The sequence below is a fragment of the Streptomyces sp. NBC_00038 genome, from assembly GCF_026343635.1.
In the GTDB taxonomy this organism is placed as follows: domain Bacteria; phylum Actinomycetota; class Actinomycetes; order Streptomycetales; family Streptomycetaceae; genus Streptomyces.
Genome location: NZ_JAPELQ010000001.1, coordinates 7955615 through 7982168 on the forward strand (window position 1 = coordinate 7955615; position 26554 = coordinate 7982168).

Sequence of the window (26554 nt, forward strand, 5' to 3'; positions counted from 1 at the left end):
CCGGAAAGCCGGGAAAATCCGGGTTTTCGGGGGTCTAGATCACGGGAAGTACAGGGTGGGACGCCTTTGAAGTGCGGCCTTAGGACCGTGTACGGTCCGCATCGCCATCCAAGCCGATCACTCTTGAGGAGTCCGGTTGGGTGTCGATTGAGTAACAGACCTTGATGTGAGGCAAAATCTCCGCCTCGGGTCGGGCACAAGTCCGGCCTCTCACGCGTTACGTGCGCTGAGACACCGCAGACACCCAGAGGGGGAGAGCGACATGGCAACGGATTACGACACCCCACGCAAGACCGACGACGACGTCGATTCGGACAGCCTTGAGGAACTGAAGGCTCGCCGGAACGACAAGTCGACGTCGTCTGTCGACGTGGATGAGTTCGAGGCAGCAGAAGGCCTGGAGCTGCCCGGCGCGGACCTCTCGAACGAAGAGCTGGCCGTCCGGGTCCTTCCCAAGCAGCAGGACGAGTTCACTTGCATGAGCTGCTTCCTGGTGCACCACCGCAGCCAGCTGGCCCGAGAGAAGAACGGCCAGCCGATCTGCCGCGACTGCGACTGAGGCAGGGTCGGCCGTGACTGGCTCGACCCCTCCTTGGAAGCGCCGCTCCTCCGGACGGGGAGCGGACGAAGGGCCGTCAGACGGCTCTGAAGGCGTGCGTGACGACGAGCGGGGCTCTTCCGGACCAGGATCAGCCTCGCTCGAGCGGGCGCCCGCGACAACGTCGTCAGGGGCTTCCGCGCCCGCGGACGACCTGGTGCCCGTGGGCACCCCGGCGCCCACGGCGAAGCGCCGTGCGGCCGTCGTCCGTGACGGAGTCAGGGAAGGCGTCCGCAAGGGCGGCAGCAGGGCCAGGGCAGGACTGTCCTACCTCGCCGACCGCATCATCGACATCGCTCCGCGTATCCCCGTACGGGACCTCGCGGCCCTCCGTCGGCAGTTCCCCGGGCTGACCGCCGAGGAGCTCGCGGACAAACTCGTCGCGGGCGCGGCCAACGCGACGTCCGCGGTGGGCGCCGGCATCGGCGCGGCCGCGATGCTTCCGGTGCCGCCCGCGATGCCGACGGAGATCGCCGCCGAGATCACCGGCGTCGCCGCGATCGAGCTCAAGCTGATCGCCGAACTGCACGAGGTGTACGGCGTACGGCCGCCGGGGAATCTGGCGCAGCGCAGTACCGGGTATCTGAACTCCTGGTCCACCGAGCGCGGGATCGACGTGACGAAGGCGGCGACTCTCAACGCGGCCCTGGGCGGCCCGATGAAGCGCCAGCTGCGCCAGCAGATCATGAAGCGCGTGGTCCGGGACCTGCCCAACCTGATGCCGTTCATGATCGGCGCGGCGGTCGGAGCGGTCATGAACCGCCGCGACACCAAACGCATCGCGGAGCACATCCGCAAGGACCTGCGTAAGTCCCAGGTGCCGTGGGACGCGCTTCCGGAGCTGCCGCCACTGGAGCTGCCCGCCGACCCCCTGCGGATGGGGGAGATCCCCAAGGAGCTCGGGAACTGAGCTCGTCCCGCCCGTCTTGAGGGTGCCCGCCCCTACCGTTCTGAGGGCGCCCGTCCCTACGCCTTCGCCCGTGCGGCCTCAAGCGCCGCTGCCAGCCGCTCCGGCTCCCGGGTCGACAGATACAGGTAGGGCGTCGGGTCCGACGGATCGGTCACCTCGACGCGGAGTGCGGTGGGGATGTAGGCGCGCAGAAGCATGAAAGCGCGACCGTCGGCCTTGAACGTGCGCCAGGCGCGCGCCTCCTCCGGGTCCAGGATCTCGGCATCGCCGAGGGCCGCGACCGGGATCTTCGCGTCGCCCGCGATCAGGGAGTCGCCCACGACCCGGATGCGGATCGAGCCGTACGAACTCGTCACGACCGCCGCGACCGCGGTGCCCCCGACCAGGCCGCCGAGCAGCGGCAGCGCACCGAACGGCAGGAAGATCAGGGCCATCGAGACGCCCACCAGGAAGCAGACCAGCCACCAGGTGCGGGGCGCGTTGAGACGTTCTTCGTACGGCGAGGCGGAGAGCTGCATAAGCCCAAGCTTGGCACGGTGCGTACCCATCCCCGACGCGCGGGTAAGGTCAGCGGCTGTGAGTGGTACATCCTCAGTTCTGAAGCCTCCCGCCGACGCCGTCGCGCCGGTCCGGCATCCCGACGCACCCCCGCCCGGGGAACTCCTCGGCGCGCACTACGGACAGTGTTTCGGGTGCGGCGAGGGACAGGCCCACGGGCTGCACCTCGAAGCCCGCGCGGGGGACGGGGTCCGGATCACGGCCGAGTTCACCGTGCGGGCCGCCCACCAGGGTGCGCCCGGTCTCGCGCACGGCGGCGTGCTCGCCACCGCGCTCGACGAGACGCTCGGCTCGCTGAACTGGCTGCTGCGGACCATCGCGGTGACAGGACGGCTGGAGACGGACTTCGTACGGCCCGTGCCCGTGGACACCGTGCTGTATCTGGAGGCCGAGGTCACGGCCGTGGCGGGACGCAAGATCTACTCGACCGCCACCGGGCGGATCGGCGGCCCCGAGGGGCCCGTCGCCGTCCGGGCCGAGGCCCTCTTCATCGAGGTGAAGGTCGACCACTTCATCGACAACGGCCGCCAGGAGGAGATCCGGGCGGCCATGAACGACCCGGACCAGATCCGGCGCGCCCGCGCCTTCGAGGTGAACCCGTGACCCGTAATCCTGTGGATGTGCTGATCAGGCGCGTCGACCCGGAAGTTCCGCTGCCCGAGTACGCGCACCCCGGTGACGCGGGAGCGGATCTGCGCACCACCGAGAGCTGTGAACTGAAGCCGGGTGAACGGGCCGTTCTGCCCACAGGGGTGTCTGTCGCGCTGCCCGAGGGGTACGCGGCCTTCGTACACCCCCGTTCCGGGCTGGCCGCCCGCTGCGGTGTCGCCCTCGTGAATGCCCCGGGGACGGTGGATGCCGGGTACCGTGGGGAGATCAAGGTGATCGTGGTGAATCTCGACCCGCGCGAGTGCGTGCGGTTCGAGCGCTTCGACCGGATTGCCCAACTGGTCGTCCAGCAGGTCGAGAAGGTCCGCTTCCAGGAGGTCGCGGAGCTTCCCGACTCGGTGCGGGCCGCAGGGGGCTTCGGGTCTACCGGCGGTCATGCCGCCGTGGGCGGCGGGGCGGGTGGGAATCGATACGCTTCGGTCGTATCCGACCGGGAAGGACAGTGACGTGTTCGGACGTCGCAAGAAGGGCAGTGCCGCCGAGGACGCGGCGGGCGAGGCCGAGCAGGTCGTCGACGATGTCGACACTGAGGCGGACGGGACGGAACGGGAGCGGGTGAGGCTCGAGCCGGAGCCGCGGCCCGACGGTCCCTGGGACGACTCGGAGGTGCGCGACCCCGCCGAGGGCCGTGTGGACCTGGGCGGCATTCTGGTGCCCGGAGTCGACGGCATGGAGCTGCGGGTCGAGGTCGCGGGTGACGCGATCGTCGCCGCCACCGTCGTCCTGAAGGACAGCGCCATCCAGCTGCAGGTCTTCGCCGCTCCCAAGCGCGAGGGCATCTGGGGCGAGGTGCGTGAGGAGATCGCCTCCGGCATCACCCAGCAGGGCGGTGTCATCGACGAGGTCGAGGGCCCGCTGGGCTGGGAGCTGCGCGCGCAGGTTCCGGTGCAGCTGCCGGACGGCACGGGCGGTTTCCAGGTCGTACGGTTCGTCGGTGTGGACGGCCCCCGCTGGTTCCTGCGCGGAGTGATCTCCGGGCAGGGTGCGGTGCAGCCGCAGGCCGCGGGCCTGCTTGAGCAGATCTTCCGGGACACGGTCGTTGTCCGCGGTGAGGGCCCGATGGCTCCCCGCGACCCGATCGTCCTGAAGCTGCCGGACGACGCGCAGATGGTCGCCGAGGGTGTCCAGCAGGAGGAGCAGGCCGGTTCCCGCTTCTCCGGCGGCATGGGGCAGTTGCAGCGCGGACCGGAGATCACCGAGGTTCGCTGAGGGTTCTCGGCACGAGAGTCGGGCCGTACCCCCTTCACGGGGGGTGCGGCCCTTTCGTATGCCCAAGCCGCCCTGTCGTGTGCCCAAACTCTGCTCCACGAAGGGCAGTTGAGGTGCGGGTCTTTCTTCAGGCCTTGACGGAAGTTTGGTCTGGACCTATGGTCCCGGCCAACGCGTGTGTTCAGTCCCCAGTGTGTCGTTCACATACGAGAACGGATCCCGTCACATGCCCGAAACCCCCACAGCCCGCCACCGCAGACGGCGCCCGGCCTTCCTCGTCGCCGTTGCCACGACCGCGGCCCTGGTCGCCGCGTTCCTCTCCCTGCCCGGCGCCCAGCAGAAGGCCGAGGCCGCGCCCGCCACCTTCGTGCACCCCGGAGTCGGTGTCTCCAGGGGGCAGTTGGACTTCACCCGCACCCAGGTCCTGGCCGGCGCCCAGCCCTGGAAGGGTGCGTACGACCAGATGCTGGCGAGCAAGTACGCCTCGCTGACACGCACCCCCGCCCCTCGCTCGGTCGTCGAGTGCGGCTCGTACTCGAACCCCAACTACGGCTGCACGGACGAGCGTGAGGACGCGATAGCCGCGTACACGACGGCCCTCGCCTGGTACATCACCCGCGATGCCCGCTACGCGCAGAAGTCCATCCAGCTGATGGACGCCTGGTCGGCCACGATCACCGACCACACCAACAGCAACGCGCCCCTGCAGACCGGCTGGGCCGGCTCCTCGTGGCCGAAGGCCGCCGAGATCATCAAGTACACGTACACCGGCACCTGGGCCAACTCCGCGCGCTTCGGGACCATGCTGCGGAACGTCTACCTGCCCGAGATCATCAACGGCTCCAACTCCAACGGGAACTGGGAGCTGTCGATGATGGAGGCCGCCATCGGCATCTCCGTCTTCCTGGAGGACAAGGGGGTGTGGGACTCCGCGATGGCGAAGTTCCGCACGCGTACGGCCGCGTACGTCTACCTCTCCTCCGACGGCGCCGTGCCGAAGACCGTGCCGAGCCAGAACCTCAACACCACGGCCAAGATCGTCGCGTACTGGCAGGGGCAGTCCACCTTCACCACCGGCCTCACCCAGGAGACCTGCCGCGACTTCGTGCACACCGGGTACGGCATCTCCGCCATCTCGCACGTCGCAGAGACCAGCCGGATCCAGGGCATCGACCTGTACACCACCGACGTGGGCGAGCGGCTGCGCCAGGCGCTCGGCTTCCAGTCCAGGTACCAGATGGGCGAGGCGGTGCCCAGCTCGCTGTGCGGCGGGTCCCTCACCCTCGGGCTCGGGCCGATCACCGAGGTCGGCTACAACGCCATGCACAACCGCCTCGGCTACGGCATGACCAACACCCAGAACCTGACCATGCAGAACCGTCCGTCCGGCACCAACAACCTCTTCGTCGCCTGGGAGACGCTGACCCACGGGGACAACCTCAGCTGACGCACTCCGCGGCCGGGTGTCTGGTGACGTCACCAGACACCCGGCCGATGTCTTCCAGGCCCGCATCAGGGTTGCGTCAAAGTCACTCCCCGGCAGACCCCCCGCCCCTTTTGCCGGGATTGTTGGCCGTAGGGTCGACGCTGCGTACACAGCGGTGACAGGAAGACAATAGGGGCCATGGGACGCGGCAAGCTTCGGATCTACCTCGGCGCGGCACCGGGCGTCGGCAAGACCTACGCCATGCTCTCCGAGGCGCACCGGCGCGTGGAGCGGGGCACCGACTGCGTCGTCGCGTTCGTCGAGCACCACAACCGTGCGCGCACCGAGGTGATGCTGCACGGCCTGGAGCAGCTCCCGCGCAGGGAGCTGGCGTACCGGGGCTCCCTCTTCACCGAGATGGACGTGGACGCCGTACTGGAGCGAGCCCCGGCCGTCGCCCTGGTGGACGAACTCGCGCACACCAATGTCCCCGGTTCGCGGAACGCCAAGCGCTGGCAGGACGTCGAGGAGCTGCTGGCCGCGGGGATCGATGTCGTCTCGACCGTCAACATCCAGCACCTGGAGTCGCTGGGTGACGTGGTGGAGTCGATCACGGGCGTACGGCAGCGGGAGACCGTTCCGGACGAGGTGGTCCGGCGGGCCGACCAGATCGAGCTGGTCGACATGTCGCCACAGGCGCTGCGGCGGCGGATGGCGCACGGCAACATCTACAAGTCCGACAAGGTCGACGCGGCGCTGTCGAACTACTTCCGGCCCGGCAACCTGACCGCGCTGCGCGAACTGGCGCTGCTGTGGGTGGCGGACCGGGTGGACGAGTACCTGACCGAGTACCGCACCGATCACCGGGTCTCGAAGATCTGGGGTTCGCGCGAGCGGATCGTGGTGGGGCTGACCGGCGGTCCGGAGGGCCGGACGCTGATCCGCCGCGCCGCTCGGCTCGCGGAGAAGGGCGCGGGCGGCGAGGTGATGGCCGTCTACATCGCCCGCAGCGACGGGCTGACCTCCGCCTCGCCCAAGGAACTGGCCGTCCAGCGCACCCTGGTCGAGGACCTGGGAGGCACCTTCCACCACGTGGTCGGGGACGACATACCGGCTTCGCTGCTGGACTTCGCGCGGGGTGTCAACGCCACACAGATCGTGCTCGGCTCCTCGCGCCGCAAGACCTGGCAGTACGTCTTCGGGCCGGGCGTGGGCGCCACGGTCGCCCGGGAATCGGGCTCCGACCTGGACGTGCACATCGTCACCCACGACGAGGTGGCCAAGGGCCGGGGGCTGCCGGTCGCGCGGGGTGCGCGGCTGGGCCGGTCCCGGATCATCTGGGGCTGGATCGTCGGCGTGGGGGGCCCGGTGGTCCTGGCGCTGCTCCTGAACACGGTGGATCTCGGGCTCGCCAACGACATGCTGCTGTTCCTGACGGTGACGGTGGCGGCGGCCCTGCTCGGCGGCCTGTACCCGGCGCTCGCCTCGGCGGCCTTCGGCTCCCTGCTCCTGAACTACTACTACACACCGCCGCTGCACCGGCTCACGATCGCCGATCCGAAGAACATCGTCGCCATCGCGATCTTCGTGGGCGTCGCCGTCTCCGTGGCCTCCGTGGTGGACCTCGCGGCCCGCCGCACCCACCAGGCGGCGAGGCTGCGCGCCGAGTCCGAGATCCTCTCCTTCCTCGCCGGCAGTGTGCTGCGCGGCGAGACCAGCCTGGAGGCGCTGCTGGAGCGGGTCCGGGAGACCTTCGGGATGGAGTCGGTGGCGCTCCTTGAGCGGGAGAGCGACGTGGCGCCGTGGACGTGCGCGGGGAGTGTGGGCCCTCGTCCGCTGGTCGAGCGTCCCGAGGACGCGGACGTGGACATGCCGGTCGGTGATCACATGGCGCTCGCGCTGTCCGGGCGCGTCCTGCCGGCCTCCGACCGCCGGGTGCTTGCCGCGTTCGCCGCGCAGGCCGCGGTCGTCCTGGACCGGCAGCGACTCCAGCACGAGGCCGACCAGGCCAAGGAACTGGCCGAGGGCAACCGGATCCGTACGGCGTTGCTGGCCGCCGTCAGTCACGACCTGCGCACTCCGCTGGCCGGGATCAAGGCGGCGGTCTCGTCCTTGCGTTCGGACGACGTGGCCTGGTCCGAGGAGGACCAGGCGGAGCTCCTCGAAGGCATCGAGGACGGCGCCGACCGGCTGGACCATCTGGTGGGCAACCTGCTGGACATGTCCCGCCTCCAGACCGGCACCGTCACTCCGCTGATCCGGGAGATCGACCTCGACGAGGTGGTCCCGATGGCGCTCGGCGGCGTACCCGAGGACAGCGTCGAGCTGGAGATCCCGGAGAGCCTGCCGATGGTCGCGGTCGACGCGGGGCTGCTGGAGCGGGCGGTCGCCAATCTGGTGGAGAACGCCGTCAAGTACAGCCCCGCCGACGAACTCGTCCTGGTGGCGGCCAGCGCCATGGCCGACCGGGTGGAGATGCGGGTGGTGGACCGCGGTCCCGGTGTCCCGGACGAGGCCAAGGACCGGATCTTCGCGCCCTTCCAGCGTTACGGTGACGCTCCGCGCGGCACCGGCGTGGGCCTCGGCCTGGCGGTCGCCCGCGGGTTCGCCGAAGCCATGGGAGGCACACTGAACGCCGAGGACACCCCCGGCGGCGGACTCACCATGGTGCTCACGCTCCAGGCGGTCCACAGCCGCCCCGACCTGAACACCGCGGTACCAGCACCAGCAGCAGAAAGGCAGGCCTCATGACCCGGGTCCTCGTGGTCGATGACGAACCCCAGATCACCCGAGCCCTCGTCATCAACCTGAAGGCACGCAAGTACGAGGTCGACGCGGCCCCCGACGGCGCCACCGCACTCCAGCTCGCCGCCGCCCGCCACCCCGACGTCGTCGTGCTCGACCTCGGCCTGCCGGACATGGACGGCGTCGAGGTGATCAGGGGGCTGCGCGGCTGGACCCGGGTGCCCATCCTGGTGCTCTCCGCCCGGCACTCCTCCGACGAGAAGGTCGAGGCCCTCGACGCCGGCGCCGACGACTACGTCACCAAGCCCTTCGGCATGGACGAGCTGCTGGCCCGGCTGCGCGCCGCCGTCCGCCGCGCGGAGCCCACCGGGGGCGGCGACGACGACGTGATCGTCGAGACCGACGACTTCACCGTCGACCTGGCCGCCAAGAAGGTCAACCGCGACGGACGCGATGTGCGCCTGACCCCCACGGAGTGGCACCTCCTGGAGGTCCTGGTGCGCAACACGGGCCGCCTGGTCAGCCAGAAGCAGCTGCTCCAGGAGGTGTGGGGGCCGTCGTACGGCACGGAGACGAACTACCTGCGGGTCTACATGGCGCAGCTGCGCCGCAAGCTGGAGGTGGACCCCTCACATCCGCGGCACTTCATCACGGAGCCGGGGATGGGATACCGGTTCGAACGCTGACCCTCGGGGATATGTTCGAACGCGGACCCTCGCGGGTACGACGCTGTGAGCGGCCCCCGGTACGCTTTCGGTATGAGTGCTGTTCCTCGTTCCGAAAAGCCGGCGGGCCGGTTCCGGCGCATGCTGGACAGGCTCTCCTCGTCCCAGGAGGACCTGGAGTCCGAGGAGCTGCGCGAGGACGCCGAGACCGCGGGCTGTACGCGCATCGGCGACTGCCACGACCGACAGATCGTGACGGTTACTGGTACCTTGCGCACGGTCACTCTGCGGCCGCGCGCGGGAGTCCCGGCCCTGGAGGCCGAGCTGTTCGACGGCTCGGCGGCCCTGGACGTGGTGTGGCTCGGCCGGCGCTCCATCGTGGGGATCGAGCCGGGGCGCAAGCTCATCGCATCGGGCCGCGTCTCCATGAGCCGGGGCCGTAGGGTGCTGTTCAACCCGAAGTACGAACTCAGACCGCTCGGACGGGAGTAGCCGGTGACGTCGCTCGACAAGCCGACCGAAGACGCCCAGCAGGATTCGAGGGCGGTGACGGAGGCCGCGCTCTTCGAGGCGTTCGGCGGTGTGCGGGGCATGGTCGAGACGGTCGTGCCCGGCCTCCTCTTCGTCACCATCTTCACGATCAACAAGGACCTGCATTCGGCGGCCATCGCCGCCCTTGCCATGTCCGTGCTGCTCGTCGTGGTCCGCCTGATCATGAAGGACACCGTCAAGCACGCCTTCAGCGGTGTCTTCGGCGTCGCCTTCGGTGTGGTCTTCGCGATGATGACGGGCAACGCGAAGGACTTCTACCTGCCGGGCATGCTCTACACGCTCGGCCTGGCCCTCGCCTACATCATCACCACCCTCGCGGGCGCCCCCCTGATCGGCCTGATGCTCGGCCCGGTCTTCAAGGAGAACCTCTCCTGGCGCACCCGCAACCCCGGCCGCAAGAAGGCGTACACGAAGGCCAGTTGGGCCTGGGGCCTGATCCTGTTGGCCAAGTGCGCCATCCTCTTCCCGCTCTACTGGTGGGGCGACACCACCCAGTTCGGCTGGGTCCTGATCGCCCTGAAGATCCCGCCCTTCCTGCTCGCCGTCTGGCTCACCTGGGTCTTCCTCGCGAAGGCTCCGCCGCCGATCGACGTGTTCGCCGAGATGGAGGCCGAGGAGAAGGCGGAGAAGGAGCGCAAGGCAGCGCTGGCCCAGGAGCGCGGCGACACCGCGCCGACCAGCCACCGCCGAGAGGCGTAACAGCCGCTTCCGATACGAGGATGGGGGCGCCCGGAGAATCTCCGGGCGCCCCCATCCTCGTATCTCGGCCGACTAGCTCGTCGCGTCCTCGCGGCGCACCGACAGCAGGTCCTCCAGCTGCTCCTCGCGGGCCTGAGCGGCCACGAAGAGGAGCTCGTCGCCGGCCTCCAGGGAGTCCTCCCGGGTGGGGGTCAGGACGCGGGTGCCGCGGATGATGGTGACCAGGGACGTGTCCTCGGGCCACTCGACGTCGCCGACCTGGGTGCCGGCCAGGGCGGACTCCGGCGGCAGGGTCAGCTCGACGAGGTTGGCGTCGCCGTGGCTGAAGCGGAGCAGGCGGACCAGGTCGCCGACGCTGACGGCCTCCTCGACCAGGGCCGACATCAGGCGCGGGGTGGAGACGGCGACGTCGACGCCCCAGGACTCGTTGAACAGCCACTCGTTCTTGGGGTTGTTGACGCGGGCGACGACCCGCGGGACCCCGTACTCGGTCTTCGCGAGCAGGGAGACGACGAGGTTGACCTTGTCGTCGCCGGTGGCCGCGATGACCACGTTGCAGCGCTGCAGCGCCGCCTCGTCGAGGGAGGTGATCTCGCAGGCGTCGGCGAGCAGCCACTCCGCCTGCGGGACGCGCTCGACCGAGATGGCGGTCGGCGCCTTGTCGATCAGCAGGATCTCGTGACCGTTCTCCAGGAGCTCGCCCGCGATCGAGCGGCCGACGGCACCGGCACCGGCAATGGCGACTCTCATCAGTGACCGGTCTCCTCTTCAGGGCCCTTGGCGAAGGACGCCTCGACCTTGTCCACGTCGGACGTGCGCATCATCACGTGCACCAGGTCGCCTTCTTGCAGCACGGTCTGCGAGGTGGGCAGGACCGCCTCGCCCAGCCGGGTGAGGAACGCCACGCGCACGCCGGTCTCGTCCTGGAGCCGGCTGATCTTGTGACCGACCCAGGCGGTGGAGGTGTGCACCTCGGCGAGCTGTACCCCGCCGGTGGGGTCGCGCCACAGCGGCTCGGCGCCCGAGGGCAGCAGCCGGCGGAGCATCTGGTCGGCCGTCCAGCGGACGGTGGCGACGGTCGGGATGCCGAGGCGCTGGTAGACCTCGGCGCGGCGCGGGTCGTAGATGCGCGCCGCGACGTTCTCGATGCCGAACATCTCGCGGGCCACCCGGGCGGCGATGATGTTCGAGTTGTCACCGCTGGAGACCGCGGCGAACGCCCCGGCCTCCTCGATGCCCGCCTCGCGCAGGGTGTCCTGGTCGAAGCCGACTCCGGTGACGCGACGGCCGCCGAACCCGGAGCCCAGTCGTCGGAAGGCGGTGGGGTCCTGGTCGATCACGGCGACCGTGTGCCCCTGGTGCTCCAGGGTCTGGGCAAGAGCGGAACCCACTCTTCCGCAGCCCATGATGACGATGTGCACGACCGTCCTTCCGAATGTGAATGGTTACGGCTCAGGCTAAACAGGGTCTCAGACCGCCGCCCAAGCTACACACGCGCGGTCAGTCGAGGGCACCCCCGTGCACGTTCGCCTGCGGGATTTCCGCGATCAGTGGCAATCGGCCACGATCAGCGGCGGTTGATGCTGCGGACGCTCACAAGAGTGAGGATTCCGAGGCCGATGAGTCCGGCGGCCGCGCCGATGAGCTCCGCGGTGGCGTGCATGGAACCTCCATAAGCGGGCAAATGTGGATGTTTTTCATATAGGCACGCGGATCTCGGCGGCTACGGAATCCGCAGCGCGGCATGTGCCCGTTTTCACTCGGACGCCAGATGTCGGACGGCAGGTGGGCGGCCCCCCGTTCGAACGCTTACGATCCTCTGCGTGTCCAAACTGACCGACGTGCCCAAACGGATCCTGATCGGGCGCGCACTGCGCAGTGACCGGCTCGGAGAAACACTCCTGCCGAAGCGCATCGCACTCCCCGTCTTCGCATCCGACCCGCTCTCCTCCGTGGCGTACGCACCCGGAGAAGTGCTCCTGGTCCTCTCCATCGCGGGCGTGTCGGCCTACCACTTCAGCCCCTGGATCGCGCTCGCGGTCGTCGTGCTGATGTTCACCGTCGTCGCCTCCTACCGGCAGAACGTGCACGCGTACCCGAGCGGCGGTGGCGACTACGAGGTGGCCAACACCAACCTCGGCCCCCGGGCGGGCCTCACGGTCGCCAGCGCGCTGCTCGTCGACTACGTCCTCACCGTCGCCGTCTCGATCTCCTCCGGCATCGAGAACCTCGGCTCCGCGGTCCCCTTCGTCGTCGAGAACAAGGTGCTCTGCGCGGTCGCCGTGATCGTGCTGCTCACGCTGATGAACCTGCGCGGAGTGAAGGAGTCCGGAAAGCTCTTCGCGATTCCGACGTACGTCTTCGTCGCGGGCGTCTTCATCATGATCGCGTGGGGTGCGTTCCGCGGGCTCGTCCTCGACGACACCATGAAGGCACCGACCGCCGACTTCCACATCGAGGCCGAGCACCAGGGACTCGCCGGCTTCGCCCTCGTCTTCCTGCTGCTGCGCGCCTTCTCCTCCGGCTGCGCCGCGCTCACCGGCGTCGAGGCGATCTCCAACGGTGTCCCGGCCTTCCGCAAGCCCAAGTCCAAGAACGCCGCGACCACACTCGCGGCGATGGGCCTGCTCGCCGTCACCATGTTCTGCGGCATCATCGCCCTGGCCATGGTCACCAAGGTCCGGATGGCCGAGAACCCGGCCGTCGACCTGCTCCAGAACGGGGTGGCGGTCGGCTCCGACTACGTCCAGAACCCGGTGATCTCGCAGGTCGCCGAGGCCGTCTTCGGCAAGGGCAGCTTCCTGTTCATCGTGCTGGCCGCCGCCACCGCGCTGGTCCTCTTCCTCGCCGCCAACACCGCCTACAACGGCTTCCCGCTGCTCGGCTCGATCCTCGCGCAGGACCGTTACCTCCCGCGCCAGCTGCACACCCGGGGCGACCGCCTCGCCTTCTCCAACGGCATCGTGCTGCTCTCGGGCGCGGCCATGCTCCTGGTCGTCGTCTACGGAGCCGACTCGACCCGCCTGATCCAGCTCTACATCGTCGGTGTGTTCGTGTCCTTCACGCTGAGCCAGACCGGCATGGTCCGGCACTGGAACCGCCACCTGCGCACGGAGAAGGACCAGGCCAAGCGCCGCCACATGATCCGCTCCCGGGCGATCAACACCTTCGGCGCCTTCTTCACCGGGCTCGTGCTGGTCGTCGTACTCGTCACCAAGTTCACGCACGGCGCCTGGGTCGCGCTGCTCGGCATGGTGATCTTCTACGCGACGATGAGCGCGATCCGTAAGCACTACGACCGGGTCGCCGAGGAACTGGCCGCGCCCGAGGGGCCGTCCGACGACAGCGTCCGCCCCTCCCGCGTCCACTCCGTCGTCCTGATCTCCAAGATCCACCGCCCGACGCTGCGCGCTCTCGCCTACGCCAAGCTGATGCGCTCCAACACCCTGGAGGCGCTCAGCGTCAACGTCGACCCGGCCGAGACGAAGGCGCTGCGCGAGGAGTGGGAGCGGCGCGGCATCGACGTACCTCTGAAGGTCCTCGACTCGCCCTACCGCGAGATCACGCGTCCCGTCATCGAGTACGTGAAGGGGCTGCGCCGGGAGTCGCCGCGCGACGCGGTCTCCGTGATCATCCCCGAGTACGTGGTCGGCCACTGGTACGAGCATCTGCTGCACAACCAGAGCGCCCTCCGGCTGAAGGGCCGGCTGCTGTTCACGCCGGGTGTGATGGTGACGTCGGTGCCCTACCAGCTGGAGTCCTCCGAGGTCGCGCGGAAGCGGGCCCGCAAGCGGCAGGAGTGGAACGCGCCGGGAGCGGTGCGGCGCGGGCCTGCCCAGGAGCGTCCGAAGGAGCCGACGGGGTCGTCGGGGTCGTCGGGGTCGCCGAAGGGCTGAGGCTCCGTGGCTTCGTGGTGAGCGGCCGGGCGGTGTCCACGTAGACTGGTGGGCTGTTGTCCGGCCGTTCCCCCATTCCGCACCGTTTCCGCACCCTTTCGCATCTGGAGTCACCCCGCCATGCAGGCAGAACCGAAGAAATCGCTGGTGGGGGAGGAGTACGAGGTCGAGATCGGCCCTGTCGCCCACGGCGGGCACTGCATCGCCCGTACGGCCGAGGGCCAGGTCCTCTTCGTCCGGCACGCCCTGCCCGGCGAGCGGGTCCTCGCGCGTGTGACGGAGGGTGAGGAGGGTGCGCGGTTCCTGCGCGCCGACGCCGTCACGGTGCTCGAACCGTCCAAGGACCGCGTCGAGGCCCCCTGCCCGTACGCCGGTCCCGGCCGCTGCGGCGGCTGCGACTGGCAGCACGCCAAGCCGGGCGCCCAGCGACGGCTGAAGGGCGAGGTCGTCGCCGAGCAGCTGCAGCGGCTCGCGGGCCTCACGCCGGAGGAGGCGGGCTGGGACGGCACGGTGATGCCCGCGGAGGGCGACAAGCTGCCGGCCGGCCAGGTCCCGGCATGGCGCACGCGCGTGCAGTACGCCGTCGACGCGGACGGCAACGCCGGGCTGCGCCGCCACCGCTCGCACGAGGTCGAGCCGATCGAGCACTGCATGATCGCGGCGCCCGGCGTCAGCGAGCTGGGCATCGAGGAGCGCGACTGGTCCGGCATGGCGTCCGTCGAGGCGATCGCCGCCACGGGATCCCAGGACCGCATGGTGATCCTGGAGCCCAGGCCCGGCGCCCGCCTGCCCCTCGTCGAGCTCGACAAGCCCGTCTCCGTCATGCGAGTCGAGGAGCACGACGGCGGTATCCACCGCGTCCACGGCCGCGCCTTCGTCCGCGAGCGCGCCGACGGCCGCACCTACCGCGTCGGCAGCGGCGGCTTCTGGCAGGTCCACCCGCAGGCCGCGGACACCCTGATGAAGGCCGTCATGCAGGGCCTGATGCCGCGCAAGGGCGAGATGGCGCTCGACCTGTACTGCGGCGTCGGCCTCTTCGCCGGTGCCCTCGCCGACCGCCTCGGCGACAAGGGCGCGGTCCTCGGCATCGAGTCCGGCAAGCGTGCGGTCGAGGACGCCCGCCACAACCTCGCCGCCTTCGACCGCGTCCGCATCGAGCAGGGCAAGGTCGAATCCGTCCTCCCGCGCACCGGCATCACCGAGGTCGACCTCATCGTCCTCGACCCGCCCCGCGCCGGCGCCGGCAAGAAGACCGTCGAGCACCTGTCCTCACTCGGCGCCCGCCGTATCGCGTACGTCGCCTGCGACCCGGCGGCGCTCGCCCGCGACCTGGGGTACTTCCGCGACGGTGGGTACAAGGTGCGGACGCTGCGGGCGTTCGATCTGTTTCCGATGACTCATCATGTGGAGTGCGTGGCGATTCTGGAGCCTGCGGCGAAGGGCTCCTGAACAGGGCTGTTTCCAGGCTGTTGGCGGTGTGAGAAGAGGCCTGCCATCGGTTGGGGGCAAGGCCCGGTGGGAGGCCCGCTCACGGAGGGTAGGTTCGTGGTATGACCACGAAGACTCCACGAGGCCCGTACGCGAAAGGCATCGCCCGGCGAGCCGAGATTCTCAAGATCGCGCTTGAGGTCTACCAGTCGTCGGGTCGGCAGGGGCCGACTTTGCGGTCGATCGCGGCAGCGGTCGGAGTCACAGAGGCCGCGGTGCTGCACTACTTCGACAGCAAGGACGACCTGCTCGTCGCCATTCTGGAGGAGCGGGACCGCACGTACGGCGAGACCTATGATCTCGCAACGCCGGACGGGGTGTTGGCGCTGATGGAACACACCATCGGGACCCCTGGGCTGGTCAAGCTGTTCGTCGACATGAGCGCCGCTGCCGCCGATCCGCAGCACCCCGCACATCGCTTCATGCGGCGCCGCTCGGAGGAACTGGCCGACTTGGGGGCGCAGATGCTGGGACCGGGTCACGAGTGGCAGACCCGGGTCCTGGTCGCCGCGATGGACGGCCTTCAGCTCCAGTGGCTGCGTGACCCGACCGTCGATGTCGTGGGCGACCTCAAGCGCCTGTACAGAGCGCTCACGGCCGACGACGTGAGGGAGACCTGACGGCCTCGTCACGGTTGGCCGTGGGACGAAGGTCCTCAGCGGGTACGGAGGTCGAGGTGGTGGCCGACGGCTGCGACGACGTCGTCCTGCCAGCGCTGCGCGACGGGCAGCAGCGCCGTCATGTGATGAGCTCCGTGCAACAGCCCCGGATACTCGGTGTGGGTGCACGGCACTTGGGCCTGGCGCAGGCGCTCGGCGTAGCGCAGTGCGTCGTCGGCCAGAGGGTCGTATTCGGCGGCGGTGATCACCGCCGGGGGAAGTCCGGTCAGGTCGTGCGCCAGCAGCGGTGACACCAGCGGATCCTTGACATCATGGTCTGCGGCGTACTGCTCGACGCACCAGGTGAGCTCGTCCCGGTTCCGGGCGTATTCCGCTCCGTGGGTCTGCCTGGAGGGCGACGAGAGGGTGAGGTCGAGCGCGGGGATTTCCAGCAGTTGCATGCGCAGGCCGGGGCCGTTCAGGTCGCGGGTGAGCAGGGCGAGGGCGGCTGCGATGTTGGCTCCGGCGCTTTCGCCGCCCACCCCGATCCGGGCGGGGTCGATTCCGAGCCGTGCGGCGTGGGCGACCATCCACCGCAGGGCCCCGAGGGCGTCGTGGACCGCTGTGGGCCAGGGGTGTTCGGGTGCCAGGCGGTAGGCCAGGGACACGACGACGATGCCGGCTCCGTCGGCCAGGTGGCGGCAGCGGTCGTCGACGTCCTCAAGAGTGCCGGACCACCATCCGCCGCCGTGCATGTGCAGAAGGGCTCCCGCAGTGTTCTGTTCGGCCTGTTCGGGACGGTAGACGCGCACCGTGATCTCATCGGCGGGCCGGGCGACGGAGAGGTGCTCTTCCCACACGCGCGCGACGGCGGGAGGTGGGGCGATCAGCGCGGCGAATTGCTCGGCCACGGGTGTGTGCGCGAGGGCGTTGCGTCGCTCTTCGGCCGTGGTCCGGGTCGGCTGCGGCTGTGCGTTGAACTGTTCGAGCAACGGGACGAGTCGTGGGTCGAGCGGCATTACGTGCACCTTTCGCGGAGAGACGGGCGGATGTCCCGCGGGCCCTGGGTGAAAGCGGGCAGCCGGACGCGGGGCTTGGTCTGCGCTGGTTCAGCGGTCGGCTGCGTGTGGTGCTTGCCCTGTCGTCCGCCAGCTCTGCCCGGCGGGGTCATGGACCGCGACGGCGAGGGTGGTGTCGCTCTGTCCGTAGTAGGCCAGCCAGCGGCCCTGGAAGTGGACGAGTCCCTCGACGAAGGTGACGTTGGGGACGAGTCCGTGGGTGTCCTCGTGGGTGTGTGGCCGCAGCCAGGGCCGGGTCATCTTGGCCAGGACGGTGCCGGGGTCCCGCCGGGCGATGGCGATCTGTCCGCACTGGTAATGCACCTGTGAAGGGGACGTCGCCGTCGCGTTGTTGATGAGGAAGACCAGCAGCCCGTCCTCGGTCTCGACCGGTGGCGCCCCGATCTCCACGAGGGTGCCGTCCCAGGCGCCGGGAGTGGGTGCGTACAAAGGGTGCTGGTCGTCGGTGACGGGGGTCCAGTGCAGCAGGTCGGTGGAGGTGGCGGCATAGAGGGAGCCTTCGCCGAACCACATCCAGTAGTGGCCCTCGATCGGCTCGGGGTGGATGACGCCCGCCTTGCTCCACGGCTGGTCGGAGCCGTAGGGAAGGGTTCTCCAGGTGTTGAAGCCGGGGAAGAGCGGCCCGTGGCGTGTCCAGGTGCGCAGGTCCGTGGAAGTGGCCAGACAGAGTTGGGCGGTCGTGCCGTCGAACCCCGTGTAGGTGAGGTAGTAGGTGTCGTCGACGCGGGTGATGCGGGGGTCTTCGCAGCCTGCCTGCTCGTAGGGCTGCTCGGGTTCGAGTACGGGGGTGCCGAGGCGTTCGAAGTGGATCCCGTCGCGGCTGCGGGCCATGCCGATGCGGGAGATCTTGTCGGCTGCGTGGGCCCGGTACAGCAGGACGACTTCGTCGCCCTCGACGATGGCGGCCGGGTTGTAGAGGTTGGCGGACTCCCAGCCGTCGCTGTGCGGTTGAAGGATCGGGTTGGCCGGGCTGGGGGTGAACGGGCCGAGGGGAAAACGGGCTGCGGTCATGGTGCGTCTGTCCTTGGAATGTCAGTCGAGGATGGCGTCGGCCATGAGGTGCTGGGTGATCCTCTGCAGGGGTGGCGCGGAGTAGGACAGCAGCTGGATCATCCCGATGTGGATGAGGTCGTGCTCGGGGTCGGCCCAGAACCAGGTGCCTGCGGCGCCGTCCCACATGTAGGTGCCGCGCCCGACGGGGAGGCCGGCCTGTTCGGGGTCGTGTACGACCGCGCCGTTCCAGCCGTATCCGAATCCGGGCCGGATGCGGTAGTGGCCCGCCTGGTACTCGTGGGTCAGCAGGGCGTCGGGCAGGTGATTGGTCATCTGTGTCTCGACACTTGCCGCGCTGACGATCCGCTGTCCGGCGAACTCGCCGCGGTTCAGCAGGAGTTGGGCGAAGCGGGCGTAGTCGGCGGCGGTGGACACCAGGCCCATGCCGCCCAAGGCGAACGCGGGCGGGTGCGTGTGGTCCTTGACGAACAGGTTCGGTCCCCGCTGCAGGTGGAACGGGCCCAGGGTGTAGTAGAGCCGGGCGCGGCGGTGGAGCTTGTCGGGCGGCGTATGGAAGGCGGTGTCCCGCATGCCGAGGGGCCGGAAAATGCGCTCCTGGAAGAAGTCCGGCAGGCTCTGGCCGCTGAGGCGTTCGATGAGCACGCCTTGGATGTCCATGGCCACGCTGTAGCGCCACTGCGTACCGGGCTGGAAGACCAGGGGGAGTGCGGCGATACGTGCCAGGAAGTCGTCCGTGCCGGTGGCCCGCAGGACCTTCTTGCGGACAGCGGCCCGCTCGACCCGGTCGCCGCGCCTCTTGCCGTAACAGAATCCCGCCGTGTGGGTGAGCAGTTCACCCACGGTGGGCGGGTGCGCGGGTTCCTCAAGGAGCGGCCGTCCCTGGCGATCGGTTCCGGTGTACACCTTCAGGTCGGCCAGCTCCGGCAGGTGTTTCGCGATCGGATCCTGCGGCGCCCACAGCCCGCGATCGGCCAGGATCCCCATCGCCACGCCGGTGACGGGCTTGGTCATGGAGAAGATCCTGAAGATGGTGTCTTCGGCCAGGCGTCGGTCACCGGCCCGTGCGGGTCGGCCCAGCACGCTCGTGCGCACGATGCGGCCGTGCCGGGCCGTCAGGGTGACCGCTCCGGCGATCACCCTTTCGTCGACCTTGAGTTGGACGGCCGCGTCGACGCGCTGCAGACCGGCCGTGGAGAGGCCGACCTCCTCGGGCGTTGCCCGGCCAAGACCGGCGGTTTCTGGAGTACTCACTTCGTCTCCCGTGGGTGCGGCATGCCCGGGCATGCTCCAGGACGGCTCAGGACTTGGCGGGGGCGAGTGCGCCCAGCCAGGACAGCGAGGGCTTGGGGGTGCGAGCGAACGTCGTCCGGTCCACGGCGACCAGCCCGAAGGTCGGACCCCATTGACCCCACTCCCAGTTGTCCAGCAGGCTCCAGTGGAAGTAGCCGCGCACATCGGCCCCGTCGTCCATGGCGGCGCGCAGCGACCGCAGGGCACCGGTGGTGTAGCGGACGCGGTCGGCGTCGTCGGCCGTCGCCACACCGTTCTCCGTCACGATGAGGGGCGTGTCCCCCACGACGCGCGCTGCGCGCCGAACGGCGCCGCCCAGGGCGTGCGGGTAGAACTCCCAGCCCGTCATGGTGTGTTGGGCAGCCGGGTCGGGGGCGACCGCGCGGCCGGCCGGGTCGATCCTGCCGCGCGTGTAGGTCTGCACCCCGACGAAGTCGTCGCCCTTGGCCGCGCGCAGGAAGACCTGGTCGCGCGGCTCGGCGTAGGCGTCGGTGGCGGCCTCGGCACCGGGCTCGGCCTGGTAGTCCTGCACCGACACGCCCCAGCCGACCTCCAGGTGCGGATGCCGGGCGCGCAGTCGCTCCACCGTCGCCCGGTGGACGGCGATCATGATCTGCGTCAGCTTCTCGTCCGGCACGGGCAGTCCTGCGGAGAGATCTCCTCCGTTCTGCTCCAGCTGAGGGAGGCACGCCACGATGTTCGGTTCGTTGATGGTCTCCACCCGGTTCACCCCCGCCTCAAGGACGGGTGCCAGTGCGTCGACGTAGCGGAGGAAGCGCTCTTCGGCATCGGCGCGCTGCCAGCCGCCCTCCGCGGCGAACCACAGAGGAAGCGTGAAGTGATGGAGTGTCACCATCGGGCGCAGGCCGCGCGCCACGGCTCCTTCGACGATGCGCCGGTAGTGCGCGAGCGCGGCCCGGGAGACCTGGCCGTCGGCGGGTTCGATTCGGGACCATTCGATGCCGAACCGGTAGTCGGTGAACCCGGCCCCCGCCGCAAGGTCGAGGTCTTCGGGCCAGCGGTGGTAGCTGTCGATCGCGTCACCGCACCGCTCCGCGATCCTGGAGTCGGGTTGCGTCTCGCGGTACCACCAGTCGCTGGCGTGGTTGTTTCCCTCGGACTGGTGCGAGCCGATGGCGGTTCCCCACAGGAAGCCGGGCGGGAACGTGGAGGGGGAAAGCGGCTGGTTCATCGTGTGCTCCTGATTCCGGTGATGACGGCCGCGGCCACGACGGCCAGGGCCAGTGATGCGATGAAGACACTCAGGTAGCCGGTCGCAGCCACCAGTACGCCGCCCACGACAGGTGCGACCACGCCGGGCAGGGTGGATCCGATGCTGAGCAGTCCCAGGTCCCGTGCGGCGGTCTCGGCATCGGGCAGTACCGCGACCATCAGTGCCTGGTCGACGGAGAGATAGGTGCCGAGCGTCAGCCCGACCACACCGAAGAAGACGAAGACGGTGGTGACACTCGGCGCGGCCAGCAAGGGCACGACGCCCGCCGCGAGGAGCAGCGCCGCGCCGCCCACGAAGGGTTTCCTGCGGCCCAGGCGGTCACTGAGCACCCCCGCCACGACCGTCGTCACCGCGGACAGGACCCCCACGAGTGCGGTGGCGCCTGCGATCACACCGCCCGCGTCGGAGCGGCTCATGCCCAGATAGTCGGTCAGCAGGTAGAGCAGGAATTGCGTGACCATCACGATCGACATGGTGAACAGGAACCGGCCGGTGAACGCCAGCCAGAAGTCCCGCGAGGCCGGCGGCAGAAGCGCGCGCCGCTTCCCGGGGCGACGCGCCGGGCGGGGTGTGTCACGGTTGTCCGCCGTCGGCACGAAGGCGGCTATCAGCACCGCGGTGATCACCATGAGCCACGGCACCGCAATGAGGCCGTGTCCAGGACTGGTCACGAAGATCCCTGCCATCACGCCGCCTGCGGTCTGGCCGAGCAGAAATCCCAGCCCGGCGAAGGCCGAGGCACGCCCCACCGCTTTGGCGGCCACATGGTCCGGTATCAGTGCGGACAGCGCGGCCGTCCAGATACCGATGCCCAGCTGGAAGACGGCGTACAGCGCGCCGATGGCCACCAGTGACGTCGTCAGGCCGCACGCGACCAACGAGACCGTGGCCAGCAGCGACGAACCCAGCAGCCAGGGCGAGCGGCGGCCGATCCTGCTGCGTGTGCGGTCCGACAGGAACCCGCCGGCCACTGTGCCAACGGCACTGGCGACAGCGCCGGAGGCCGCGATCAGCGTGACCACCCGCACCTTGTTCGCCGGATCGATGTCTGCTGCCAGCGACTGCAGCAACGTCGCGCCGGCCGCACCGGGCAGAGCCCAGGCCAGCTGCCCCAGAAGGAGGAACGGGCCGATGCGGCCGAGCCGGATCATGCGGTGTGTGTCTTGGAGGGCGGAGGCTGGGGCGGTTGTGTCGACCATCGGTACCTCCGTGACGTGAAATCACCGTAACACTAAAACTAAGTATCATTAAGTTTTGGATTTGGGAACACCTGCGACCGCCGAACGGGTCTCGTGGATGCGGTCGCCGTCATGCCGAACGGCTGCCGGCCTACGGCGCCGGTACGCCCTGCGGCGTGGACGTGAGACTGGTGATCGATCTGTGGACATCGCCCGCGCTGCGCAGGGGCCGACTGCCTGCACGCATGCCTCGTATGGGAGGAGCTCCCTGCGGCGCCGAGCGCTGGATGCGAACCTGTCAGGGGCCTCGAAAGGAAGTCGACGGTATGACCACCGCGACGTCACAACTTCCGTACAGCGAGCGGTAGTACGAGCGTTTACCCGGGTCCGCACTTCACGAATTTCAGGTGTTTGATCATACTGTCCAAGGGCTGTGTCCTTCGGGGCCGGCAGGTCATGGATCGGACGGGGGCGTCGCCACTTCTCGGCCGTTCGCAAGGGACAAGGAGCAGGGCCCTCATGCCACAACAGAACACGGCGTCGCCGGACGCGGGTGCCGAACGGCTGGTCGCCGGTCGCTACCGCTTGCTGTCCGTTCTCGGCGAGGGCGGTATGGGCACTGTGTGGCGCGCCCGCGACGAGGTGCTGCACCGCGAGGTCGCCGTCAAGGAGGTACGCGCTCCTGTCGGACTGGCCGTGGCGCAGGTCGAGCGGATGTACACCCGCCTGGAGCGGGAGGCCTGGGCGGCGGCGCGCATCAGTGCTCGCGGTGTGGTGACCGTCCACGACGTCGCCACCGACGACGGCCGACCCTGGATCGTCATGGAGTTCGTGCGTGGTGGGTCGCTGGCCGACGTGATCGGCTCCCAGGGTGCCCTTCCGCCGCGGGAGGCCGCCCGCATAGGTGCCGAGGTGCTGGCTGCGCTGCGCGCTGCGCACGGCGTCGGGGTGCTGCACCGTGACGTGAAACCCGCCAACGTCCTGCTCGCGGACGACGGCAGGGTGGTGCTCACCGACTTCGGCATCGCCACCGTGGAGGGGGATTCCGCGCTGACGATGACCGGTGAGCTCGTCGGCTCTCCGGAGTACCTGGCGCCGGAGCGGGCACTGGGCCGGAACCCCGGCCCCGCGTCGGACCTGTGGTCCCTCGGAGCGTTGCTCTACACGGCCGTTCAGGGCCGTTCGCCCTTCCGCCGGACCACCCCGCTGAGCACTCTGCGTGCCATCGTCGACGACGAGTTGCCCCCGCCGCATCGGGCCGGACCCCTCGCGACCGTCATCGAGGGCCTGATGCGCAAGGACCCCGACGCTCGGATGTCGGCCGAACAGGCCGAGCAGGAGTTGCGCCTGGCTGGTGCTGATGGCGCCTCCGGCGCCGGCACGGCCACGGCGCCGTCCGCCCCGCTGCCCGCAGTGGCCACCGAGGAGTTGCCCACCGCCGAGTCCCCGCTCGGGGAGACCGCTCCCGCGGCCATGCCCACGGCCGGGGCACCGACCGTCTCGGCGTTGTCGCCTGTCCCGGACAGTGCCACGGACGCCGGGGACATGACGGTGACAGTCGACGCTTCCACAGCAAAGGAACCTGCGGCTTCCGAGGCGTCGGCGAACACAGCCGCCGGACCCGCCGCACCGGAAGAGGGGGCGACGGCCACGGTCGACGTACCACCGGCCGACACACCCACCGCCGCGGCCGCCGTACCCCCGGCCGCCGCAGACCCCCGCACCCCCTACGCCCAAGCGCAGCCCTCGCTTCCCGGCGCCGTACCTGCGGCCACCGCCGAGACGGCCACCCCGGCGCCCCGCTCGTCCGCCGACGCCGCCTCCCCGCCCACCGTGGACAGCCCCACCGGCCCCGCCGCCCCCGGAGTCCCCGCTTCTCCCGCCCCGCCCCTTCCCGCGCCGGAGGCCGCCTCGGCTTCTGGCACGGCCGAGTCGCCCTCCGTATCAGGGCCCGTACCCGCGGCCGCTTCCGCAGCGCTCGCCTCGCCGGTGGTGCTTGATCCCGGGGACGCCGAAGTGTCCGGTCACGGCCCCACGAAAGGGACACGGCGTATCGGCTACGCGGCGGGAGCCGTCGTGCTCGCGCTGCTCGTGGGCGGCCTGGGCTATGTGCTCGGCGGCGACGATGATGAGGGCAGCAAGGGCAGCAGCTCGCCCACGGGGCAGGCGCAGGCCTCTTCCTCCGGGGCGGCGAGCAGCGGGTCGGACGATTCTGCCGAGCAGCCCGTCTCGGTCACCGCGACCGGGGGCGCGACCACGTACGTCGGGGACTGCCCCCCGGCGGACTCGCAGGCTCCCTGGTTCACCGCGACCTTCACGGTGTCCGAGCTGCCCTTCCAGTTCTCGTACCGGTGGGTCTCGACGAACGGGTCCGTGATCGACCGGCAGTGGCGGACGCTGTCGTTCCCGGACGGCGGCCCCCGCACCCACAAGGAGACGGTGCGGCTGTCGACGTATGCGCAGTCCGGAACCCTCCGCAGTGAGATGGCCGTGGAGATCCGCTCACCGTTCGAGGCGGTGTCCAACTCGGTGCCGTTCTCGGTGACTTGCACCTCTACGAGTGGCGGCTAGCCAACCGGGCGTCAGGGCCGACGCGGAGCAGCCGAGTCATCCCCGCGCATCGGCCATACTTCAACAAGCACGAGTCGGACCGATGCCGGGCCGACTCGGACATCACCGGTCAAGTGAGCCCCACTGGACCGGAGTTCGGGGGAGGGGCGCACGACTCCCGCCCTCGTAGCGGATCACCCGCAGGGTGCGGTTCCTCTGTCCGTGCCCGAGACGTTCGCAAGGAGTTTCTGTGTCGTCGGTCATCGTGGGACGCACGGGTCCCTTCGCCGGTCAGAGCGTGGTTCTGGGGAGCGCTCCGCTGCGATTCGGGCGCAAGGGCGACAACGACGTGGTCATCGTCAGTGTCAGCGCCTCCCGTCTGCACACCGAGATCGTGACGGAGGACGGCGCGTTCGTCCTCTACGACCGCAGCAAGAACGGCACCTTTGTAAACGACCAGCCCGTCACCCGGCACGTGCTCGTGCCCGGCGACTCCATACGTATCGGCGACGAGACCTTCCTGTTCGAGACGCAGGAGGCCGTGGAGACGGTCATCGACCTCTCCCAGCTCGACCTGCCCCGCGCCAACGCCTCGGCGAACCCGGGTGAGTTGCGGGTCACGGTGTCCGGAGGAGGCCCGGTCGGCCTGGCCTTCGCCCTGCTCCTTGAGAACGCCCTGCCGGGGAAGGCGTCCATCACCGTCTACGACGGCCGGTGGATCAGGAACGGCTCCACCGTGGTCTGGAAGGACGAGACCCACGGCAACAACCGGCGCATGCAGGTCGTCACCGCCCAGAGCCGTCAGTACCTCGCGCTCACCGAGGAGATGCAGTCGGCGCTGTTCGACGCGGGCGGATTCTCCGAGATGTGGCCCCTGGGACCGGATTCCGTGGAGGGCCGCCCGCCCCGCAACATCCGGATCGCCTACATCGAGGACAAGCTGCTGGAACTGGCCAACGCCAAGTCCGCGATCCGCCTCGTGCCGAAGCGATTCGATGCGTCGGAGCAGCAGCACCGGCTCTCCCAGGAACACGTCCTGGTGATCGCCGAGGGCGGCGGGTCGCGCACCCGGGAGCACTTCGCGGACCGTTTCGGCGCGGCCGACTCCTCGATCTACTCCCTCGACGGGGAGCACCTTCAGGACCTGGTCCTTGGACTGCGGGTCAAGTCCCGGCTCTCGGACCCCATGAGCGTTCTGCTGACCGTGGCGCAGAACCGGTTCCTGCTCAACTCGCTGCGTGGCGAGGGGTTCCTCAACATGAGGCTGACCCGCGAGGAGGCCGGCGCCGTGATCGGCATCGACCCGGTCCGGCAGGTCTTCGAGGAGTGCGTGGCGGCTCGGCCCTGTCTGATGAGCCGTCAGGAGGACAACGAGTTCGTCTGCCCGACGCACGGGACTCTGTTCCTGCCCGCTCTGCTGCGCAGCTCGCCGCTGTGGAAGCGGATCCAGGAGGGCCTGAGGATGTTCGGCGTCCCCGAGGACGATCTCACCGCCATCACCTCGTTCCGCCTGGACATGGTGCAGCGCCCCCGGTTCACGGCCCAGCTCAGCCGCCCTACCGCCAAGAGCCCCGGAACGTACGGCTTCCTGCTGGGCGACGCGGCCAACGCCATCCACTTCTGGCCCGGGCGCGGCCTCAACAGCGGCCTCGCCTCGGCCGTTTCGCTCTCCCGCTCCCTCAGCCGGGTCTGGCAGGGCCGTCCGCTGCGCGACGCCGACTTCATCCGGCACGAGGCGGCGATGTCCATGCTCCAGTACCGGCACAAGAGCCGGGCCTGGAACGCCATGGTCACCACCGACGAACGGGGTGTGACCCGTGCCATCAAGGACATCATCGCCGACAGCATGGAAGGGGAACGGGTCGCCGCCCAGCCTGACGGCGAGCGGTCCGATCTCGACCTCCTGCTGGAGAGGATGCGCGCGATCCGCGAACGCCTCGCCCCCCGCCTCCCCGGACTGCCCAGCGACGAGGAACTGCGCGACCACCTGTCCACCCTCGCTCCGTCGACCCTGCGGTCCCTCCAGGAGAGCGGCGCCTGGGACACGCTGATCGTCGGCGGCGAGGAGGCCGACATCGACATCTTCTACCAGTCGGACGCCCCGGTTTTCGTCGGCCGCCCCATCGATCCGCGCACCATGGGACAGACGGCAGGACCGCGGCAGCCGGGGGCGCTCGACCCGGCGTGATCGGGGG

23 protein-coding genes are annotated in these 26554 nt (G+C 69.6%); 15 read left to right on the forward strand and 8 right to left on the reverse strand.

What is annotated here, in order from left to right; translation table 11 throughout:
* Positions 1-262 precede the first annotated feature (262 nt).
* Both OG219_RS35900 and OG219_RS35905 read left to right on the forward strand, forming a co-directional pair.
* Entirely contained in the window at positions 263-559 is a 297-nt protein-coding gene (locus OG219_RS35900; protein ID WP_003997302.1) for a DUF4193 domain-containing protein, read from the forward strand.
* 13 nt (positions 560-572) lie between these two features.
* Positions 573-1508, forward strand: coding sequence for a hypothetical protein (locus OG219_RS35905; RefSeq protein WP_266833661.1), 936 nt, complete (start codon positions 573-575; stop codon positions 1506-1508).
* Between the two features lie 56 nt (positions 1509-1564).
* Here the strand turns inward: OG219_RS35905 and OG219_RS35910 are convergent, their stop codons facing one another.
* On the reverse strand, positions 1565-2026 hold the full coding sequence (locus OG219_RS35910; protein ID WP_266833662.1) for a DUF3093 domain-containing protein: 462 nt from the start codon (positions 2024-2026) through the stop codon (positions 1565-1567).
* 58 nt (positions 2027-2084) lie between these two features.
* Between OG219_RS35910 and OG219_RS35915 the strand changes: the two genes are divergently transcribed.
* The 8 genes from OG219_RS35915 (at position 2085) to OG219_RS35950 (ending at position 10031) form a co-directional block, all read left to right on the forward strand.
* A complete protein-coding gene (locus OG219_RS35915) occupies positions 2085-2669 on the forward strand; it encodes a PaaI family thioesterase (RefSeq protein ID WP_266833663.1) in 585 nt (194 codons plus the stop codon).
* Positions 2666-3181 (forward strand): dUTP diphosphatase, encoded by a 516-nt coding sequence (gene dut / locus OG219_RS35920; protein ID WP_266833664.1) that lies wholly within the window; start codon positions 2666-2668, stop codon positions 3179-3181. Before OG219_RS35915 ends, dut begins: the two co-directional genes overlap by 4 nt.
* A gap of 1 nt (position 3182) precedes the next feature.
* Positions 3183-3944 carry a DUF3710 domain-containing protein gene (locus OG219_RS35925; protein ID WP_266833665.1) on the forward strand — a complete coding sequence of 254 codons (762 nt, stop codon included), beginning with the start codon at positions 3183-3185 and terminating at the stop codon, positions 3942-3944.
* 226 nt (positions 3945-4170) lie between these two features.
* On the forward strand, positions 4171-5391 hold the full coding sequence (locus tag OG219_RS35930; protein WP_266833666.1) for an alginate lyase family protein: 1221 nt from the start codon (positions 4171-4173) through the stop codon (positions 5389-5391).
* Between the two features lie 177 nt (positions 5392-5568).
* Positions 5569-8121, forward strand: a complete 2553-nt coding sequence (locus OG219_RS35935; protein ID WP_266833667.1) for a sensor histidine kinase KdpD — start codon at positions 5569-5571, stop codon at positions 8119-8121.
* On the forward strand, positions 8118-8801 hold the full coding sequence (locus tag OG219_RS35940) for a response regulator (RefSeq protein ID WP_266833668.1): 684 nt from the start codon (positions 8118-8120) through the stop codon (positions 8799-8801). The genes OG219_RS35935 and OG219_RS35940 overlap by 4 nt, the downstream gene beginning before the upstream one ends.
* 72 nt (positions 8802-8873) lie before the next feature.
* Positions 8874-9272, forward strand: a complete 399-nt coding sequence (locus tag OG219_RS35945) for an OB-fold nucleic acid binding domain-containing protein (RefSeq protein WP_266474235.1) — start codon at positions 8874-8876, stop codon at positions 9270-9272.
* Positions 9273-9275: 3 nt separating this feature from the next.
* The gene (locus OG219_RS35950) at positions 9276-10031 is read left to right on the forward strand and encodes a DUF3159 domain-containing protein (RefSeq protein WP_266833669.1); all 756 of its coding nucleotides are present in this window, start codon (positions 9276-9278) and stop codon (positions 10029-10031) included.
* A 72-nt stretch (positions 10032-10103) separates the two neighbouring features.
* Here the strand turns inward: OG219_RS35950 and OG219_RS35955 are convergent, their stop codons facing one another.
* Together OG219_RS35955 and OG219_RS35960 are read right to left on the reverse strand one after the other, a co-directional pair.
* Positions 10104-10781 carry a TrkA family potassium uptake protein gene (locus OG219_RS35955; RefSeq protein WP_266833670.1) on the reverse strand — a complete coding sequence of 226 codons (678 nt, stop codon included), beginning with the start codon at positions 10779-10781 and terminating at the stop codon, positions 10104-10106.
* Positions 10781-11452, reverse strand: coding sequence for a TrkA family potassium uptake protein (locus OG219_RS35960; protein WP_266833671.1), 672 nt, complete (start codon positions 11450-11452; stop codon positions 10781-10783). The genes OG219_RS35955 and OG219_RS35960 overlap by 1 nt, the downstream gene beginning before the upstream one ends.
* Before the next feature lie 402 nt (positions 11453-11854).
* Between OG219_RS35960 and OG219_RS35965 the strand changes: the two genes are divergently transcribed.
* The 3 genes from OG219_RS35965 (at position 11855) to OG219_RS35975 (ending at position 16035) form a co-directional block, all read left to right on the forward strand.
* Positions 11855-13927 (forward strand): APC family permease, encoded by a 2073-nt coding sequence (locus OG219_RS35965; protein ID WP_266833672.1) that lies wholly within the window; start codon positions 11855-11857, stop codon positions 13925-13927.
* Between the two features lie 120 nt (positions 13928-14047).
* Positions 14048-15376 (forward strand): class I SAM-dependent RNA methyltransferase, encoded by a 1329-nt coding sequence (locus OG219_RS35970; RefSeq protein ID WP_266833673.1) that lies wholly within the window; start codon positions 14048-14050, stop codon positions 15374-15376.
* 101 nt (positions 15377-15477) lie between these two features.
* Positions 15478-16035 carry a TetR/AcrR family transcriptional regulator gene (locus OG219_RS35975; RefSeq protein ID WP_266833674.1) on the forward strand — a complete coding sequence of 186 codons (558 nt, stop codon included), beginning with the start codon at positions 15478-15480 and terminating at the stop codon, positions 16033-16035.
* 35 nt (positions 16036-16070) lie between these two features.
* Here OG219_RS35975 and OG219_RS35980 read toward each other — a convergent pair whose 3' ends face one another.
* From OG219_RS35980 to OG219_RS36000, 5 genes are all read right to left on the reverse strand, one after another.
* Positions 16071-17033 (reverse strand): alpha/beta hydrolase, encoded by a 963-nt coding sequence (locus OG219_RS35980; RefSeq protein ID WP_266833675.1) that lies wholly within the window; start codon positions 17031-17033, stop codon positions 16071-16073.
* Between the two features lie 90 nt (positions 17034-17123).
* Positions 17124-18104, reverse strand: coding sequence for a glycoside hydrolase family 130 protein (locus tag OG219_RS35985; protein WP_266833676.1), 981 nt, complete (start codon positions 18102-18104; stop codon positions 17124-17126).
* 21 nt (positions 18105-18125) lie between these two features.
* Positions 18126-19358, reverse strand: coding sequence for a serine hydrolase (locus OG219_RS35990; protein ID WP_266833677.1), 1233 nt, complete (start codon positions 19356-19358; stop codon positions 18126-18128).
* 46 nt (positions 19359-19404) lie between these two features.
* The gene (locus OG219_RS35995; protein ID WP_266833678.1) at positions 19405-20589 is read right to left on the reverse strand and encodes a glycoside hydrolase family 1 protein; all 1185 of its coding nucleotides are present in this window, start codon (positions 20587-20589) and stop codon (positions 19405-19407) included.
* Positions 20586-21830, reverse strand: a complete 1245-nt coding sequence (locus tag OG219_RS36000; protein WP_266833679.1) for an MFS transporter — start codon at positions 21828-21830, stop codon at positions 20586-20588. Before OG219_RS36000 ends, OG219_RS35995 begins: the two co-directional genes overlap by 4 nt.
* Positions 21831-22328: 498 nt before the next feature.
* Between OG219_RS36000 and OG219_RS36005 the strand changes: the two genes are divergently transcribed.
* Positions 22329-24380 carry a serine/threonine-protein kinase gene (locus tag OG219_RS36005; RefSeq protein WP_266833680.1) on the forward strand — a complete coding sequence of 684 codons (2052 nt, stop codon included), beginning with the start codon at positions 22329-22331 and terminating at the stop codon, positions 24378-24380.
* Positions 24381-24609: 229 nt separating this feature from the next.
* Positions 24610-26547, forward strand: a complete 1938-nt coding sequence (locus OG219_RS36010; RefSeq protein WP_266833681.1) for an FHA domain-containing protein — start codon at positions 24610-24612, stop codon at positions 26545-26547.
* The last annotated feature ends 7 nt before the right edge of the window (positions 26548-26554 follow it).